Genomic DNA, 15,642 nt, shown 5'->3' with positions numbered 1-15,642 from the left:
GCTACTGACGCTAAAATGAAATTATTTTTGCCATAGGGAAATAGATTGGTAATTACCATCATTACTTTTCTTAATATGGTAATAAATCCCTACGGCTTCTAAGGTTTCACGATTTTGATTTAATTTCCGTGAAAACCATGTGGGTGAACCTGGAAAGTATCTGCCTTCAATTTCGCATTCATCTATGGCAAATAATTTCAGTTCTCTAAAAAGCTCTGTTACAGAGCAAGTATCATTATCAGTTGGATATTGCTGTTTATCAGCCATAAACTCAACTATAACAGACACAATAATACTGCTTCCTGCGAGTTCTCGTTTTACTCTGGCAGTATTATTTTTAAAGGCTTTATTGACAACCTTTTCACTGTACCCTATTATAATGCCTGCTTTGACTGCTATTTGATAAAAGTCAGTTAAACGTATAGGGCTTGCATATTTACACTGATACGTACTATTTAGAACCTCTTTTGCCAAATTACATAGCGCTCCAAAAAAAAGAGGTAAGTCCTTTTTCCATGTCGCCAGCAGAACGCTATCAGGCTGTTTTTCATCATTAGGGATTTTCTCCATTTCAAAAAACAGGGTACGTTCAGCAAGGTCAGTACGGGTTATATTCTGGCTCACTCCATTTAAGCATACTACCGATTTGAGTTTCAAAGCACTTTGGTCGGTATCGGTAAATCGCTTCCTCTTTATCTGTGTGCCCCCCGTACAGTTCCGGCATAACAGGTCACTAATTTTAGGAGGTATGTATGATACATTGTCGAAGCAGCATAGGTAATTTAAAGATAATGCTAATGCTACATCTTCCGGATTTTCCGGCATATCATACAAGTCATAAATATGGGGATCGATTAAATCCTCAATTCGTTTAAGGGTAGTAGATTTTGCGCTGGCAGGCGGGCCGTATAACTGAATTAATGGATGAGATAGCTTGTCCCCCCATAAACAACTCACTAGGAAAAGCGGAAATAAAACCTTATCAGCCTCGTCATGTAGATGGAAGTGCTTATTTACCAATTCAACTAGATCTTGAGGGGTGGCTGATAAATCCGGTCTTACTTGCGGAGACATGGATGCTCCTGTTTTAAACATCGGTTTACTTGGTTTTATTATTTTTACATCTACTCCTGTTATCCTTATGATACTACTATTATCCCAGTATAAATCATAATAAATTTTATCGGACTTTTCTATGCACCGTCTATGTAGAGTGACTTCTTTTCCGATTTTCTTAGCTACCATTCGGAAATGCTCCTGTGCCTGTATGCTATTACCTGAGTTGATTATTTTACCATAAGTGTCAAAGCAGAATAGCCTGAACCAATTTTTAAATTCAGTGGATTCAATGCTGTAAAAGACATTTATTTTCTCCCCCTGCTTTTCAATCTGGGTTTTTATAAATCCACCGTCAACAGAAGAGTAGTAAAACATAACCTGCTCACTGGCACTTATGATTAGCTCTTGTGTTGTTAAATCCTTTATTTCTTCCTGTGTGCTCATGCGATTAAGTCCTCCGTTTCTTGATAAGGCGTATAGTAATCAAGATCTAACGCTATATTGGTTAGTTGCACTTTTTCATTATGTACTATAAGCTGTAGACGGACTTGTAACCCTACGATACTTACAAGGTCAGCACTTCCATCTGATTTAAATATTGGAAGACTGTTAAAGTCCGCTAATAACCGTTTATAAGCCTTGCCACCTTCATATATAAGGGTTATTGAAATGTCAGTGTCGTTTCTTGCTACATTAAAACTGACCATTATTGTATGGCTTTCAGGAGTAATAATACATGATGTTATTAGTCCATTATAGGTATTGGTCATCATCATCGTATTAATCCACCTCATCATTATTATCTTCTTCGTCAGTTTGATCATACCAATCATCATCTATGTGCATATCATCTATGTATCTTATATCGTCCTTTCCTTTCTGCAATTTGGCTTGTACCACTATACCATCCATAAGGTCGGTATCAATTTCGCCATATTCATTAAATATTTCCAAATCATCAGCTAATTTGGCAAACTTTGAATTACTGTTTAGTATAAGGGGAACAGATTTCATATACTGAGTGGATTTGTCCTTTTCTAAGTTAACGAAAATTCTTATCCTAGTGCTGTTATTATCTATGATGTGATGTGTTATCTGCCCTCTATACCATTTTCCAAGTTTAAGTTTTGAGTCTATCAATGTAAATTTCATATTATTTTCCTCTTTCTTTTTTTTTAGAGAACTCACTCTTTTCGTCTTACTGTATATTCAATATCTTTTGTAATCATTTTTTGTCAATCAAATCATAAGATCACCTCCATTTTGCTGTACAAAAAAAAGACCTAATAGTTATTTCTTTTTATACTATGCTTTTTACTCCAGATAAATACAAAAAAAATAAAAAAATTTTTTTATCCCCCGAGCAAGGTAAACAAAAAAATACGGAGCTTGCGTTTGTAGCAGACTTCTCTTTTGAGAACACCGCTACAATACTCTTGCGCTCCGTATTTTCCAGTTCACCTTCTTGCTTTTTATCGTCTTCTACTATTTGATTTTGATATTCTCGACGCTTTATAAATTGTAATTCCTAAACCAACACCAGCACTTAAAGAGTCTATAATAATCTTTGATGTTAAGCTGCTGACTGTCAGAGCAAGTAATCCTGAAATCATATTATTTCTCCTCTTCACATGGATATATTATTATGAGTGAGTAATCCGAACTAAGTATATATAATTCTTCACACCATATTGACTTGTCACATACAATATAGTCCTGATATTCCCAGTCTTCTAAACGGATAAAATGCTTCTTTAGCAGGTTAGAATATGTATTATTATCAGTGACCTGCATGGTCGGGAATACAGCACAATATCCGCCTAAGTCTTTTTCTAAATCCCTGTGTGCTCCATAATAGCTATCAAACGTTTTTACTCGCTCATGTAATAGGCCACATACTTTTTCCGGTATATAGTTTAATAATTCATCAGTGACATTCTTATATTGATTTTCAGTTCCTATAATGTAATACATCTTTATTCCTCCGATTTATCCAGTAAACACACATAACTACTATCACTTTTAGCATAGCCTGTTAGAACCTCAAAACCATATGCAAAACAGCGGTAGCAGTGTTGCCCGTGTAAACCCCCTACCACATAGAAAACGGCTTCTAGGGGGGTAATACGTGCTCTACATGAGCGTACTTCCATTACGGGTGCAATACTTATAAACTTCTGGTATAGATCTGGTGATGGGAACATCTCTTTGAACCCTTCCCATTCGTCAGGCTCAATATAGTCCATATCGTATAGATCGGGTTCAGTCCATATGTTTGTCAGTTGGTTTATATCTATGTGTAATAATTGAAAGAAGTCCTTAAACTCACCGTTTAATATACGGAGTTTTACATAATCTAGGAACACTTCCCATGACTCAAACTGGTTCAATCTTCATGGCTCCTTTCATTCATCCTTAGTTGAAGTATAAATTACAGCTATCTTTGCCCGTTGACCTCTTACCCTTACATGAGCAATATACCAGCGTTTTATTTTTCCTTTTTTCGTTCTGGTTTCTATCTCGTCCATATCTTCATCCAACCACAAGCGGTAAGGATATAACCCTACAATATCCTCGATACCTATGAGGTCATCGTCTACTTTTGAAAAGCATAGTACTACAAATCCTTCTTGGCCTAACTCTTTTGAATAGATTATACGGAAAATTTTGATTATAACTTCCTCTGGTATCTTTTTCTTACCAAAGAAACCGTTGTTATTCATCTGCTTTAAAAGTTGCCACTGGCTAATATTCTTAATCCGTATTGATTTCTTACTCTTCATATCGTTACCCTCTTTTGAAAATAAATTAAGGCAGATAACCACTATAGTCATCTGCCTTTCTGTATGTTACCTTGTTATGCGTTGCTGTTTTCGAGTGCCACAAGTACACCTACTGTTATGACACAAGCACCTATAAATATTCCTGCGTGCATATATTATCACCTCTTCGCCTTTATATTCCTACTGGTTACAAAATGATAATATATATTTATATCTGCGGTGATAATAGATAAGGGGGTACTTTCTTTATAATTTAAATTTTATTAATCTACATTTACAAATAGATAATCAGGATTTTCTCTAGCTTGATAATGTTTATTATACATTAACTTATAACCATCCATATATAAAAGATTATCAATAAGCTCTATATTATGATTATAATAAGTATCTCTTGATACAACAAAGCAATCATAAGTAATATACCGTAAAGAGCCATCTTCAAGTCTTTCTGTTTCACCTCTATCACAAAGTTTATTTCTTCCACCAACTAAAGAATACCTAAGGGTGCTAATATCACTAACATAGAATGCTTTACTTAAATATTCTGGTTGATATCCATCTTCATTAAACCAACCTTCTCCATCATCTCCATATTTTTCTTCTGCTTCTTTACGTTTAGCATCTAACTCATAACCCTCCATTCCATCAGGATTTACTGGATAAATTTCAGGATTAGGAACATTTGTACCATATAATAACGTAATACTTTCTCTTTCATAATCAGAAGGGTGACGTCCTTCTGGCAGTTCCCAATGTGTTATTGGAACTCTTATTTGTCCTAACGTTTTTTCTATTTTATTAGCACGTTTTTCGCTAAGTATAACAGCATCTACTAATTCAGTAGGACTTAAATACATAGAATATGCTGCAGTATTAATATCGTTATATCTTAGAAAATCAGGTATCATTCTAATTTTATCACCCTTTTTTACATAAGCAAATATATCTCCAAAACATCCATCTGTAGTATTTTTATTATAACCTATTGCAACTATTCCATCAAAAGGAGCTACTACATAAGCATCTTCATTTACAAATGTTGTAGTTGTACCATTCAAAACAGATTCATCTCCATAAAGAGAATGTACAATATTAGTTATATTAGGTCCATATTGATTTTTAAGCTGCTTGCCTGTCAATACTTGTACATCAGAACCATCTCCATTATATATTTCTACAGTTGATACTACAGAACCTTCTACAGGTTCATGATACCAAGCACTTCCGTATAATGACGCTGGAATTCCTTCTTGAGCATAAGTACTTATGCTCATACCTAATACCATAGTGATACACATAATTAATGCAATAATCTTCTTCATTATTAAATCCCCCTCGTACTATTAGTACATCAAATATTATTTTTGATAATAGTCATAGCCAATAAGATCATCAAATAAAACAAGTGTACCATCTGCATCAAATTTTACTTTTGCAACAAGACCAGTAGCACCATCCTGATTTTCGTAGTGTTCACCGTTCTTTTCAAAAAGATAGCTAAATTCAGCTTCATTACCTTCTTGATAATAAGTAATGGTTAAAGAATTCTCATTGTAATTTGTTACCCTAAGGTTCATACTATGATAGGTAAAATACAAGCTATCACCTGTGTATGTGGTACCATCTAAAGAAACAAACTTTACCAGCTTATACTCCCCATTATATTCCTCTGTAGTTTGACTAGCAACTGAATCATTCTGACTGTCTACTACCGCAGTTTGGGTTTCCACATGTCCATCAGTTGTCCATGCTCCATTCTCATTGACACTATATCCATCTGGTGTTGTTGTAGACGTATACAACCAACCATCATTATCAAAGTAATAGCATTCCGCAATACCGTCATTATTACCATCAATCCATTGCCAGCCACTATTAGCATAGCTGCCATTATCATTATCATACCACCAACGTTCTTGATTATTGCCATTACCCAGTTTCCATGTTCCTGCTAGAGCGGTAGTGCTCATTGATACTGTCATTACAACTACGCTTAATACTGTTACTAAACTTCTTCTCTTCATTCTTTTTTCCTCCATTGATTAAGTTTATGTGTCAAATAATTAAATTCATATCAATTATTTTCCTGATTCGAGAGACACAAGTATGGAAAATTCATTTTAAATATCCTAAAAGTTCTTCAATTTCTTTTCTAACCGACTCAGGTCTATCCACCATTTCATCAATAAGTCTGTTATAAAAATCATTTCTTCTAGGTAGCTTTTCTTTATTATGCATATAAACATATGCAGTTACTAGCTCTACAAGATCCTCATCTGAAGAATTCTCTAATAGCAGTATAGTCTCATATCCTGGTTCAGCCATTCTAATTCGATCTTCAGCCATATGAAATAAAGTTTTACCTATCATTCTTTTAAAAAATCCCATAATTATTCCCTCCTTAATCCTTTAACGATTTATGCTTTAAAGTTACTTTACAATCACTAACATCTGTTATTCTATATTTAGATAAATCTCTTGTTAGGATTTTACCAACTACTCCTGCTAAAAATAGCGGTGTGAAGAAAAGCAATCCTGCTATGAGACCAGCATTGGAAAGCTTATTCCCCGTATCATTCGTTCTTAATTTACCAGCTATATTATTAGCATACTCACCTTTTATACAAATTTTCCCATATCCTACTTTTATGGCATTCTTTAATGCATCTTCTGATGTCACCTCAATAAATTGCTTTAGATATATATCTTTTTCTCTCATAAACATTTACCCTTTCTTCTAAATTTTTTATCTCACCAGTATATTGAGCATATATATAACCATATTTAAATATACCATATGTAAACCAATCTTACAATTGTTTCGTATGTAAAATATAATAAATAACGGAGGTACAACTATGCCTAAAAAAGAAAATCCATTGCGTCAACTTCCGGTAAACTACGAAGAATGCGGAGATATCAAGATCCATCTAGCTGAATTAATGGAAGAAAGAAAAGTATCTTTGAATCAGCTTTCCTTTCGTACTGAAATGCAACGTACACAATTAAGAAATTATAGAGATAATAAGATCCAGCGGTTGGACATTGATATTCTAAAACGCTTGTGTTATGTCTTGGATTGCGATTTGTATGAATTAATAGAGTATATACCCCCTAAAAAGTCTTAAAACTCTCTATACTAATTAATATAGCAAACGGCAAGGACACACCTATGTCCATCTAAATAATTTTATTAAAAAATCCCCCTTGAGCCACAATGCTTCAAGAGGGATTTATATATCATGAACTGACAGGATATTCTAAGCCATTCATATTCTTATACGCTTTCTATTCTTCTGATTTTGGTGATTTTACCACCTTCAGACTGGGAGCTTTTTGCTCCGGTGTCTTTCGGCCTTCCTCTATTAATTCTTTCAATACCTTTGCATGAGGATAAGGAGCAAGTTTCCATGTTGCATTTGCATACCTGATTCCCAGATAAAGAGGGTGTACCCCTATATTATCTTTATCTAACCCATCAGCAGTCATCTGGTATAGCTTTGCCGTCTTGTGTAATTCGGTCCACATTTTGAGAATTTCTAATTTCGCCTGATTTACCACCTTAGAAGTCTGATGAGAATTTCCCCATGCAATAATCACCTTATCTTTGGAATTATCAATCGTCTTAAAAATATTATCTCTGATATATTTCAAGTTCTCCTCATCTAATTTCAGCCCCTTAACCGATAATCTGCTCTGTGTAACGATTGAGAACAGGTTTACCACTACATATTCATTAATCCCCAGGCTTTTCATATGGTTCATAAGATGAACGTTTGTTGAGTCCTCTACATAAAAGTTATCTACTGTACGAGTGGGATATAACATCACAAGCACACCTTTTCCGCCGTCTAATCCTTCAACCGCCTTTGAGATGGCATAAGTGTTCTTTCCGTCCGCTGATACAGTAACCCTCGTTTTTAAGATGTTTTCTTTCTCTACTAATTTAGTCATATCATTATCCTCCGTAAAATAAAAAGGAACTATGTCATTGCAACATAGTTCCATACTTAATCATTCTATATTATTAAAAACCGTTCTATATTAGTTGTAGACGTCAGGGAGCCGAAGCGACGCCATGTGTTGTTAATTGGTTGCACTTACATGTACTTACTTAACCAGTATTCAAATACTAATAATGGGAGAAAGCCAGATATTTGGCTAGAAGGTCTTACCGTGAAAAATATAATATCCTGTAAAATTAAAAATCGGGGTGACAGGATTCGAACACCAAAGAGCAGTTTAAAACTGTTTCTATGTCATTTTTTACCCTAGGTTCACTTACCCGACAATCTCATATAATTATTCTTGTCATCGAAAGTGGTGTCATATTGTCGCCGCAAAACTACTATCTATAGTAATAATCTTTATGGTTTCTTGACTGCCGTGCTATCGACTTAACTATATTATCACCTTCTTTCCTTTTTGGCAAGCCCTAATTTAAAAATTATGCATTTTTTTGAAAAATTCATTCAATTATCCCTATCACTCTTATTACTTTAAATAGAAGAGGGCAAAGGGAATCTCTTCTGACATTCCCTTTACCCCCAAATATTTATTTATCTAGCTTGATTTGACCTTGGTATTCTGAAATTCGTCCTCTAGCTTCTCCATATCTTCCCGCATTCGTTTCAGTGTAGCGTGCTGATAACGTCTTGTGCTCTGAATACTGCTATGTCCTCCAGTCCCGATTATGGAAAGCTCACTAAATCCTTCAATTTCTGAGCAGAGTGTGAAATAGGTATGCCTTAAATCGTGCAGTCTAAAACAGGGCAGGTCAGGGCATTCTTTTTCAAGAAAGGTTTTATATTTCTTATACAGCCGTTTAGGTGTAAATGGTGTAATTGGCGACTTATGTCATATATATCCATGGTTATCTCCTAGAAAATCCTTTTCCACTAGCTTTTCCTTGCTATTCTGATTTCTGGCAGCTAATAGCGTATTATATACCACTCCATTTGATGGTCTCGGGATTATACGATTACTAGCTTTTGTTTTCGTTTCTTTTTCCATTACTTTACCTTCTGCATATACAGCCGCCCGTCTTATTTGAATATAGCTTTCCTCTCCGTGTACAATGTCATCCCAGCGCAATCCAATGAGTTCAGACCTCCTTAAACCTCCTGCAAAACAGCACAATACCAGTATTAACTGCATATTGATGTTTTTAGTATGTTGAGCACGCTCCATCATCAGTTTGATTTCCTCAATACTGTAAACGTTCCCTTCCTTACTCATCATTTTGGGTAGTATCAGAAAATCACAGGGGTTTGGTGTGTCTCTGTTCAGGTAATTGTCTATTTTCGTCCTCTTGATTATGATAGATATGAGATTGACAATATTACGGATAGACTTCGGTGAACTGCCTAACGCTTCATATTCATTCACTATGTCCTGGAGCACTTCAGTGCTGATTTCTGACAGATAAAGATTTCCTATCTTCTCCTTAATACCCTTCGGAGCATAGTAAATCTGTTTATAGTGCTGTAACGTGGTAGGAGACAAGCCTTTGGCATATTTGGGAAAATAAATCTCTTCTGCATACTCTTCAAATAGAATAGGATCTTTAGATACATAATTTCCATACTCCGCTTCCAATGCCATCTGATTGCAGATTGAATCAGCCTTGGCCTTAGTAGTTCCTGGTGGTAAGTTGAAATATTTACGTGTCCTTGTACCATTACGGGTTCTATCATGTATTATACGATATTTCGTACCATTCTTCCGTTTGGTTTTGCTGACATAAAAAGACATTAGCGTTTCCTCCTTGCTCTTACTATTTTGCGAGTAGGAATGTGGTTATCAATCCGGTATTCTATATCATCATTTGACTCCAGAAGTTTTTCCTCAACCTCTTCACGGATATAGAAAAATTGATTGCCTATCTTACGGTATCTACAATAAGCATTTAAAAATGCCCGGACATTACGAATATCTATATTAAGATAATCTTCCTGTACCTGTTTGGCTGTAATCAGCTTAGTGTGTCTTGTGACTTCTCCTTTACTGCTAGTGTTACTCATATAATAACCTCACTTTCTAATTGATTTCATGATTATAATATATATTTAATCGTCACACACAGGTCATAAGACTGACAGGGCAGTGAACAGTTGAGAGTACCACTGCCTGTCATAGTCTTGTAAGTGGAATTTATCTATCGTATATTACATATCTCTTCTTTATAAAAAGGGATATTTTTATCGCCAGTACTGACAATGAGCAAATCCAATAGGTTTTACTTACCTTTTTTTCGTTTGTCGCTACTGTCGGTAATTTTTTCCCTTTTATTAATTTCTATTTTCCGGTAATTTCCTGCATTAGCTACTTTAAATGTGATACCGTATTCTTGGGATAGGTTACTTTCTACCTTTCGTAGTTGTCTGGTTAAATGGTTGGGTGCTTTGGGTAGTAGAGTGGGATGGATATAGTTATTTTCTGCCACTTCTTTTAAATCAGTAAGTAACTCCGATACGGAGCCTTCATATCTGTCCCGATCCTTCATAAACATAATTAAACACGTAGCAGAATAATTTTCATTAACTGCTTCTAGATTAACTAATTTCTGATTACTCAGGAGCAGTTCTGTTACTTCTTCATCTGAATATTTTAGCACTCTGCCAATATGAACACATGCCTCATGAAAATCAACCAATCTAATCCATTCCTTTACATGAACCGGTTCGGTATCTATCATGGCACTTGCAAGGCATTTAAAGCAGCAGCCTAACATTTTTGGGAGGTCATTATCAAAGCTTTCCCATATTTCTCGCTCTGTTTTATATTCCGTATTTTCAATCCGTTTCAAATTTAATATTAGCGTGCGGTCTAATAAGTCAGACTCTTTAACTACATTGTATATGCTGTTGATCGCTATTATGGATTTAATATTTTTGCACACCTCAGTTGTATCCTCATATAGCTTTCTTTTAGCATAAGAACCCCCTGTTACCGCTCTGGACAGTGTATCTGACATCTGTCTGCTAATATAGGAAAGATTATCCATAGTAACATAGTAAGAATTTGAAAGCCGTAGTTCTAATCCATCACTTCCTTTTGGTATTCCGGTTAGGTCGTTGGTTTTCGGATCGATTAGGCGTTCCAGCTTTCTTAATGCCGTGGACTTAGAAGAACCTTTTTCTCCCGATAACATTAACAGAGGGTGATTAATAACTAACCCCATATAGCAGGTAACAAGATAAAGTGTCAGCAGTTTAACATTACCATCAGTAATCAGATTAAAGTGTTTCTTAACGTATTCCGGCAACTTCAAAGGAGAAACAGTTAAATCAGGTGTTACCTGGTTCTTGAACATGCTCGTTCTGGCGAATAGCCATTCGTCAATATGCTCTATTGAGCATTCACCATTTTCAACCCATACAACGGTATCATCGTCACGGTTTAAGTCATATACAATCTGTGAGTTATCAATGTTATAGACACGATTATATAGGGTTCCCAATGGATTGCTGTATGCTTCTTCCTCCAGATAACTAATTGCTTCCTGTATTTCTGAATCAGTCAGTCTAATATCAAACTTATTTTGGTAAAATAGTTTGAATGCCAATGCGAAGTGTTTACTATTGAGGGGGAGCACATCGCTGTGCTCATCCCCTTTTAATAAGCATTGGAACACACCATCATCGGTGCTGACTGCTCTTATTGACTTATCCTCGATAGCTTTCTTTAGGTTATTAATCAGAACGTTTTCAGGCTTCATTCTTCCGCCTCCTCGTATTCTTCCGCCTCTTCATTTCTGTAATAATCATAGTCAATTTTCATATAGCTGATGTAGAGCTGCCCGTTTTTCCCTCTTTTTAGCATAACTTTAACTGCTATATTATCGAGGAAACTTGTATCTACTTGCCCGGCTTCGTTAAATAAGGCCATTCTTTTTGCAAAATCCGCAAATTTTGAGTCCATCTTATCACTTAGACTTATAACGTGCATATGTTCGTTGTTGGGAGCCTCGTCCAGTAATACAAATACTCTTAATACTCCCTTTGCTTTGTCAATTCTATGATGGGAAACATAACCCTCATACCATTTCCCAGTTATAAGCATTGGATTATCCATTTTGATAATCATAGTTTTCCCCATATAGTCCATGGCACCATCTGGGATTATCCTTTCTTTAGATTTTCTCAAGCACTTGATGGCAGTATAATAGCACCTTTACAATTTAAAGTCAAAAAATCGAAAAATAGAAATGACATGAAATTGTCTAGGTCGTTCTGGAAAATTTGTCAGAAAAATTGATGAAATGACATCACAATGACAAACACAAATAAAAATTTTTCTTTAGTAAACTTGTATGAATTATGTTGTATTTACTGGGCTTTTATGTTAATATCAAAAAAAAAACATGTCAAAATATAAATTTCCATAAGTGTGTCACAATGGAGGCCTTTACCATGAAAAGAGATTCAAATGTTAAGCCGAGATATATAGCATTCATAGAAGAATATATTAGTAAAAACAATACTACCGATAAACAAGAAATTCTTGATGCAGCAAAGGAGCATTTTATTCCTAAAAAAAAAGATAGTTCCAAAAATGATAGTACTGAAAGTGATAGTTCCGAATCAGAAAATAATGATGAACGATCCGATAGACAAATTAGGCGTTATATTCAAGAGGTTTTAGATAATAAACCAATTAGGAAAAGAATGAATGTAAATAAAAAAAATTATGATGAAATCATTTACTTTACTGTAAAAGAAGATTTTGTTGGTATTTTCTTAGCATCAGAATTAAATAAATCCTTTAATATAAACTCTTTCTATTGTACTTATACTCAAGGATTACTTACTTGTCATTATAAAAAAAAAGATTGTTCATCAAAAGATATTGGTACAACATTAAATGTTTTACTTGAGCTTTATTATAACCACATTTTATAGTACTAGCTGTAAGTAACAACAAAGTACAGAGAAAATCCCATGGCCGGTATACGAAATAAGCAGAGCATGACACAATGCAGTACATACCAGCCATGGGATTTGAGGTGGACATTGTTGTTACTTACGGCGGTTTGAACTATTATTTTGCCTTGAAACTCTCGACGCTTTATAAATTGTAATTCCTAACCCAACGCCAGCACTTAAAGAGTCTATAATGACCTTTGATGTTAAACTGCTGACTGTCAGAGCAAGTAAACCTGAAATCATATCATTTCTCCTCTTCACATGGATATATTATTATTAGCGAGTAATCCGAACTAAGTATATATAATTCTTCACACCATATTGACTTGTCACATATGATATAGTCCTGATACTCCCACTCGTCTAAACGGATAGAATACTTCTTTAGCAGGTTAGAATATGTATTATTATCAGTGACCTGCATGGTAGGGAATACGGCACAATATCCGCCCAAGTCCTTTTCTAAACCTCTGTGTGCTCCATAATATCTATCAAACGTTTTTACCCTCTCATGTAATAGGCCAGATACTTTTTCCGGTAAATACTTTGATAATTCATCGGTGACATTCTTATATTGATTTTCAGTTCCTATAATGTAATACATCTTTATTCCTCCGATTTATCCAGTAAACACACATAACTACTATCACTTTTAGCATAGCCTGTTAGAACCTCAAAACCATACGCAAAACAGCGGTAGCAGTGTTGCCCGTGTAAACCTTCCCCTACCACATAGAAAACGGCTTCTAGGGGGGTAATACGTGCTCTGCATGAGCGTACTTCCATTACGGGTGCAATACTTATGAACTTCTGATATAATTCTGGTGATGGGAACATCTCTTTGAACCCTTCCCATTCATCAGGTTCAATATAGTCCATATCGTATAGATCGGGTTCAGTCCATATGTTTGTCAGTTGGTTTATATCTATGTGCAATGATTGAAAGAAGTCCTTAAACTCACCGCTTAATATACGGAGTTTTACATAATCTAGGAACACTTCCCATGACTCAAACTGGTTCAATCTTTATGGCTCCTTTCATTCATGCTTAGTTGAAGTATAAATTACGGCTATCTTTGCCCGCTGACCTCTTACCCTTACATGAGCAATATACCAGTGCTTTATTTTTCCTTTTTTCGTTCTGGTTTCTATCTCGTCCATATCCTCATCCAGCCACAAGCGGTAAGGATATAACCCTACTATATCCTCTATTCCCATGAGATCGTCAGCTACTTTAGAAAAGCAGAGTATTATATATCCGTCCCGGCCTAACTGCTTTGAATAGAGCATACGGAAAATTTGATTGATAACTTCCTCTGGTATTTTTCTTTTACCAAAGAAATTATCGTTATTCATTTGCTTTAAAAGATACCATTGACTAACAGTTTTAATTCGTATTGATTTCTTAATCCTCATATCGTTGTCCTCTTTTGAAAATAAATTAAGGCAGATAACCACTATAGTCATCTGCCTTTTTGTATGTTACCTTGTTATGCGTTGCTGTTTTCGAGTGCCACAAGTACACCTACTGTTATGACACAAGCGCCTATAAATATTCCTGCGTGCATATATTATCACCTCTTCACCTTTATATTCCTATTGGTTACAAAATGATAATATATATTTATATCTGCGGTGATAATAGACAGGTAAAATGTTTACTAATTACTAAAGATGAATTGATACTTAGGGTCAGGATTTATTGCATATTTATAACTTTGATACCAGATTAATCTATACCCGTCTAAATATAAACCACCATCTTTTAATTGTATATCATGCTCTTTATAAAAGGTATCTTTAATATATAATCCTTCTCTAGTTACAATAGCTATTAAATCATCAGTTGTTCCATCGTATTCAAACATATAAGCATTAACATTATATGAAGTCATGGGACTGGTATATATAGGATAAGGCTTATCTAAGTCGATCCATTCTCCACGACCATAAACAAGATTTTGGTGTTCTTCATATTCTTCCTGAGTCATTCCTTTATCATATTTATAATCTGGATATATTTCTGGATTGCTTACATTAGATGCATAAAAAAGTGAAATGCTATCTCTCTGCCAGTCTTGATTTATACGTCCTAATGCTTTTGCATTTATTAGCTGTCTTGTAGCATCTATATAACCAAGAGATTTTTTTATAGTAGTAGTTCCATTTTTAGTTACAACAGTTTCCAATTTTTCGGTAGGTCTCAGAAACATCATATAATAGCAAGAGTTAAAGTCATTATACCTTATGAATTCAGGCAACATCATAATCTTATCACCTTTTTTAGCATATCCATAAGCTTCTCCACCTAGTCCTTCATCTGCCCAACCTGCACCGATAACTACTTCACAATCATATGGGGCAATAACATAAGCATTTTCATTTACATAGTATGCCCTAACCTGTTTTAAAGACTCTTTAGCATCTGCTCCATAATAACTGACATCAAAAGGAAATCCACCATGTTGTTTACCATATTGTAAATCCCCTATTATATCACGTAATCCTTGTTGAGAAGTGCATAACACATCAGAACCATCACCATTATATATTTCGATATAGGATAACGGAGCACCTTCTGGTGGACTTTCATACCAGCAATAGCTACCAAAATATGTTGGCATAACTTCTTGAGCATACGAAGTCATGCATATTCCTAAACTCGTAACAATACTGAATAACAATACTAACTTCTTCAATAAAAACCCCCCTTATATAGATTTGAACCATTAAATGATAATATATCAAATATTATTTTTGATAATAGTCATAGCCAATAAGATCATCAAATAAAACAAGTGTACCATCTGCATCAAATTTTACTTTTGCAACAAGACCAGTAGCACCATCCTGATTTTCGTAGTGTTCAC

21 protein-coding genes are annotated in these 15,642 nt (G+C 34.9%); 2 read left to right on the top strand and 19 right to left on the bottom strand.

From position 1 onward, the window contains the following. Positions 1 to 21: 21 nt before the first annotated feature. The 10 genes from EJL91_RS11670 to EJL91_RS11625 form a co-directional block, all read right to left on the bottom strand. On the bottom strand, positions 22 to 1,503 hold the full coding sequence (locus tag EJL91_RS11670) for a hypothetical protein (RefSeq protein WP_125142164.1): 1,482 nt from the start codon (positions 1,501 to 1,503) through the stop codon (positions 22 to 24). Then, on the bottom strand, positions 1,500 to 1,835 hold the full coding sequence (locus EJL91_RS11665) for a hypothetical protein (protein ID WP_125142163.1): 336 nt from the start codon (positions 1,833 to 1,835) through the stop codon (positions 1,500 to 1,502). The genes EJL91_RS11670 and EJL91_RS11665 overlap by 4 nt, the downstream gene beginning before the upstream one ends. 4 nt (positions 1,836 to 1,839) lie before the next feature. Further along, on the bottom strand, positions 1,840 to 2,211 hold the full coding sequence (locus tag EJL91_RS11660; protein WP_125142162.1) for a hypothetical protein: 372 nt from the start codon (positions 2,209 to 2,211) through the stop codon (positions 1,840 to 1,842). 462 nt (positions 2,212 to 2,673) lie between these two features. Next, positions 2,674 to 3,033, bottom strand: coding sequence for a hypothetical protein (locus EJL91_RS11655; protein ID WP_125142161.1), 360 nt, complete (start codon positions 3,031 to 3,033; stop codon positions 2,674 to 2,676). 2 nt (positions 3,034 to 3,035) lie between these two features. Beyond that, entirely contained in the window at positions 3,036 to 3,449 is a 414-nt protein-coding gene (locus EJL91_RS11650) for a hypothetical protein (protein WP_125142160.1), read from the bottom strand. A 15-nt stretch (positions 3,450 to 3,464) separates the two neighbouring features. Continuing rightward, on the bottom strand, positions 3,465 to 3,842 hold the full coding sequence (locus EJL91_RS11645; protein ID WP_125142159.1) for a hypothetical protein: 378 nt from the start codon (positions 3,840 to 3,842) through the stop codon (positions 3,465 to 3,467). Positions 3,843 to 4,105: 263 nt separating this feature from the next. Next, positions 4,106 to 5,167: a hypothetical protein gene (locus EJL91_RS11640; protein WP_125142158.1), complete on the bottom strand. Its 1,062-nt coding sequence runs from the start codon at positions 5,165 to 5,167 to the stop codon at positions 4,106 to 4,108. A 36-nt stretch (positions 5,168 to 5,203) separates the two neighbouring features. Next, the gene (locus EJL91_RS11635) at positions 5,204 to 5,869 is read right to left on the bottom strand and encodes a hypothetical protein (protein ID WP_125142157.1); all 666 of its coding nucleotides are present in this window, start codon (positions 5,867 to 5,869) and stop codon (positions 5,204 to 5,206) included. A gap of 91 nt (positions 5,870 to 5,960) precedes the next feature. Next, positions 5,961 to 6,233: a hypothetical protein gene (locus tag EJL91_RS11630; RefSeq protein WP_125142156.1), complete on the bottom strand. Its 273-nt coding sequence runs from the start codon at positions 6,231 to 6,233 to the stop codon at positions 5,961 to 5,963. A 13-nt stretch (positions 6,234 to 6,246) separates the two neighbouring features. Next, entirely contained in the window at positions 6,247 to 6,564 is a 318-nt protein-coding gene (locus tag EJL91_RS11625) for a hypothetical protein (RefSeq protein ID WP_125142155.1), read from the bottom strand. A 139-nt stretch (positions 6,565 to 6,703) separates the two neighbouring features. On the opposite strand from EJL91_RS11625, the gene EJL91_RS11620 reads away from it, so the two are divergent. Continuing rightward, on the top strand, positions 6,704 to 6,973 hold the full coding sequence (locus EJL91_RS11620) for a helix-turn-helix domain-containing protein (protein ID WP_125142154.1): 270 nt from the start codon (positions 6,704 to 6,706) through the stop codon (positions 6,971 to 6,973). Between the two features lie 160 nt (positions 6,974 to 7,133). Here EJL91_RS11620 and EJL91_RS11615 read toward each other — a convergent pair whose 3' ends face one another. From EJL91_RS11615 to EJL91_RS11595, 5 genes are all read right to left on the bottom strand, one after another. After that, a complete protein-coding gene (locus tag EJL91_RS11615) occupies positions 7,134 to 7,799 on the bottom strand; it encodes a DUF1643 domain-containing protein (RefSeq protein WP_164516825.1) in 666 nt (221 codons plus the stop codon). A 903-nt stretch (positions 7,800 to 8,702) separates the two neighbouring features. Continuing rightward, positions 8,703 to 9,599, bottom strand: coding sequence for a tyrosine-type recombinase/integrase (locus tag EJL91_RS11610; protein WP_243125325.1), 897 nt, complete (start codon positions 9,597 to 9,599; stop codon positions 8,703 to 8,705). Continuing rightward, entirely contained in the window at positions 9,599 to 9,868 is a 270-nt protein-coding gene (locus EJL91_RS11605; RefSeq protein WP_125142152.1) for a hypothetical protein, read from the bottom strand. The genes EJL91_RS11610 and EJL91_RS11605 overlap by 1 nt, the downstream gene beginning before the upstream one ends. A gap of 215 nt (positions 9,869 to 10,083) precedes the next feature. Beyond that, positions 10,084 to 11,565: a hypothetical protein gene (locus EJL91_RS11600; RefSeq protein ID WP_125142151.1), complete on the bottom strand. Its 1,482-nt coding sequence runs from the start codon at positions 11,563 to 11,565 to the stop codon at positions 10,084 to 10,086. Further along, positions 11,562 to 11,933 (bottom strand): hypothetical protein, encoded by a 372-nt coding sequence (locus EJL91_RS11595; protein ID WP_125142150.1) that lies wholly within the window; start codon positions 11,931 to 11,933, stop codon positions 11,562 to 11,564. Before EJL91_RS11595 ends, EJL91_RS11600 begins: the two co-directional genes overlap by 4 nt. Positions 11,934 to 12,259: 326 nt before the next feature. Between EJL91_RS11595 and EJL91_RS11590 the strand changes: the two genes are divergently transcribed. Further along, the gene (locus tag EJL91_RS11590; protein ID WP_125142149.1) at positions 12,260 to 12,748 is read left to right on the top strand and encodes a hypothetical protein; all 489 of its coding nucleotides are present in this window, start codon (positions 12,260 to 12,262) and stop codon (positions 12,746 to 12,748) included. Between the two features lie 268 nt (positions 12,749 to 13,016). Here EJL91_RS11590 and EJL91_RS11585 read toward each other — a convergent pair whose 3' ends face one another. The 4 genes from EJL91_RS11585 to EJL91_RS11570 all read right to left on the bottom strand — a co-directional run bounded on the left by EJL91_RS11585 (position 13,017) and on the right by EJL91_RS11570 (position 15,471). Beyond that, positions 13,017 to 13,376 carry a hypothetical protein gene (locus tag EJL91_RS11585; RefSeq protein ID WP_125142148.1) on the bottom strand — a complete coding sequence of 120 codons (360 nt, stop codon included), beginning with the start codon at positions 13,374 to 13,376 and terminating at the stop codon, positions 13,017 to 13,019. A gap of 2 nt (positions 13,377 to 13,378) precedes the next feature. After that, the gene (locus tag EJL91_RS11580) at positions 13,379 to 13,795 is read right to left on the bottom strand and encodes a hypothetical protein (protein ID WP_125142147.1); all 417 of its coding nucleotides are present in this window, start codon (positions 13,793 to 13,795) and stop codon (positions 13,379 to 13,381) included. Between the two features lie 15 nt (positions 13,796 to 13,810). After that, positions 13,811 to 14,188 carry a hypothetical protein gene (locus EJL91_RS11575; RefSeq protein WP_125142146.1) on the bottom strand — a complete coding sequence of 126 codons (378 nt, stop codon included), beginning with the start codon at positions 14,186 to 14,188 and terminating at the stop codon, positions 13,811 to 13,813. Positions 14,189 to 14,433: 245 nt separating this feature from the next. Further along, a complete protein-coding gene (locus tag EJL91_RS11570; protein WP_125142145.1) occupies positions 14,434 to 15,471 on the bottom strand; it encodes a hypothetical protein in 1,038 nt (345 codons plus the stop codon). Positions 15,472 to 15,642: the final 171 nt, after the last annotated feature.

It is taken from the genome of Clostridium transplantifaecale (genome assembly GCF_900626075.1).
GTDB classification, from domain to species: domain Bacteria; phylum Bacillota; class Clostridia; order Lachnospirales; family Lachnospiraceae; genus Otoolea; species Otoolea transplantifaecalis.
This window is presented reverse-complemented; position numbering and strand designations above follow the sequence as displayed.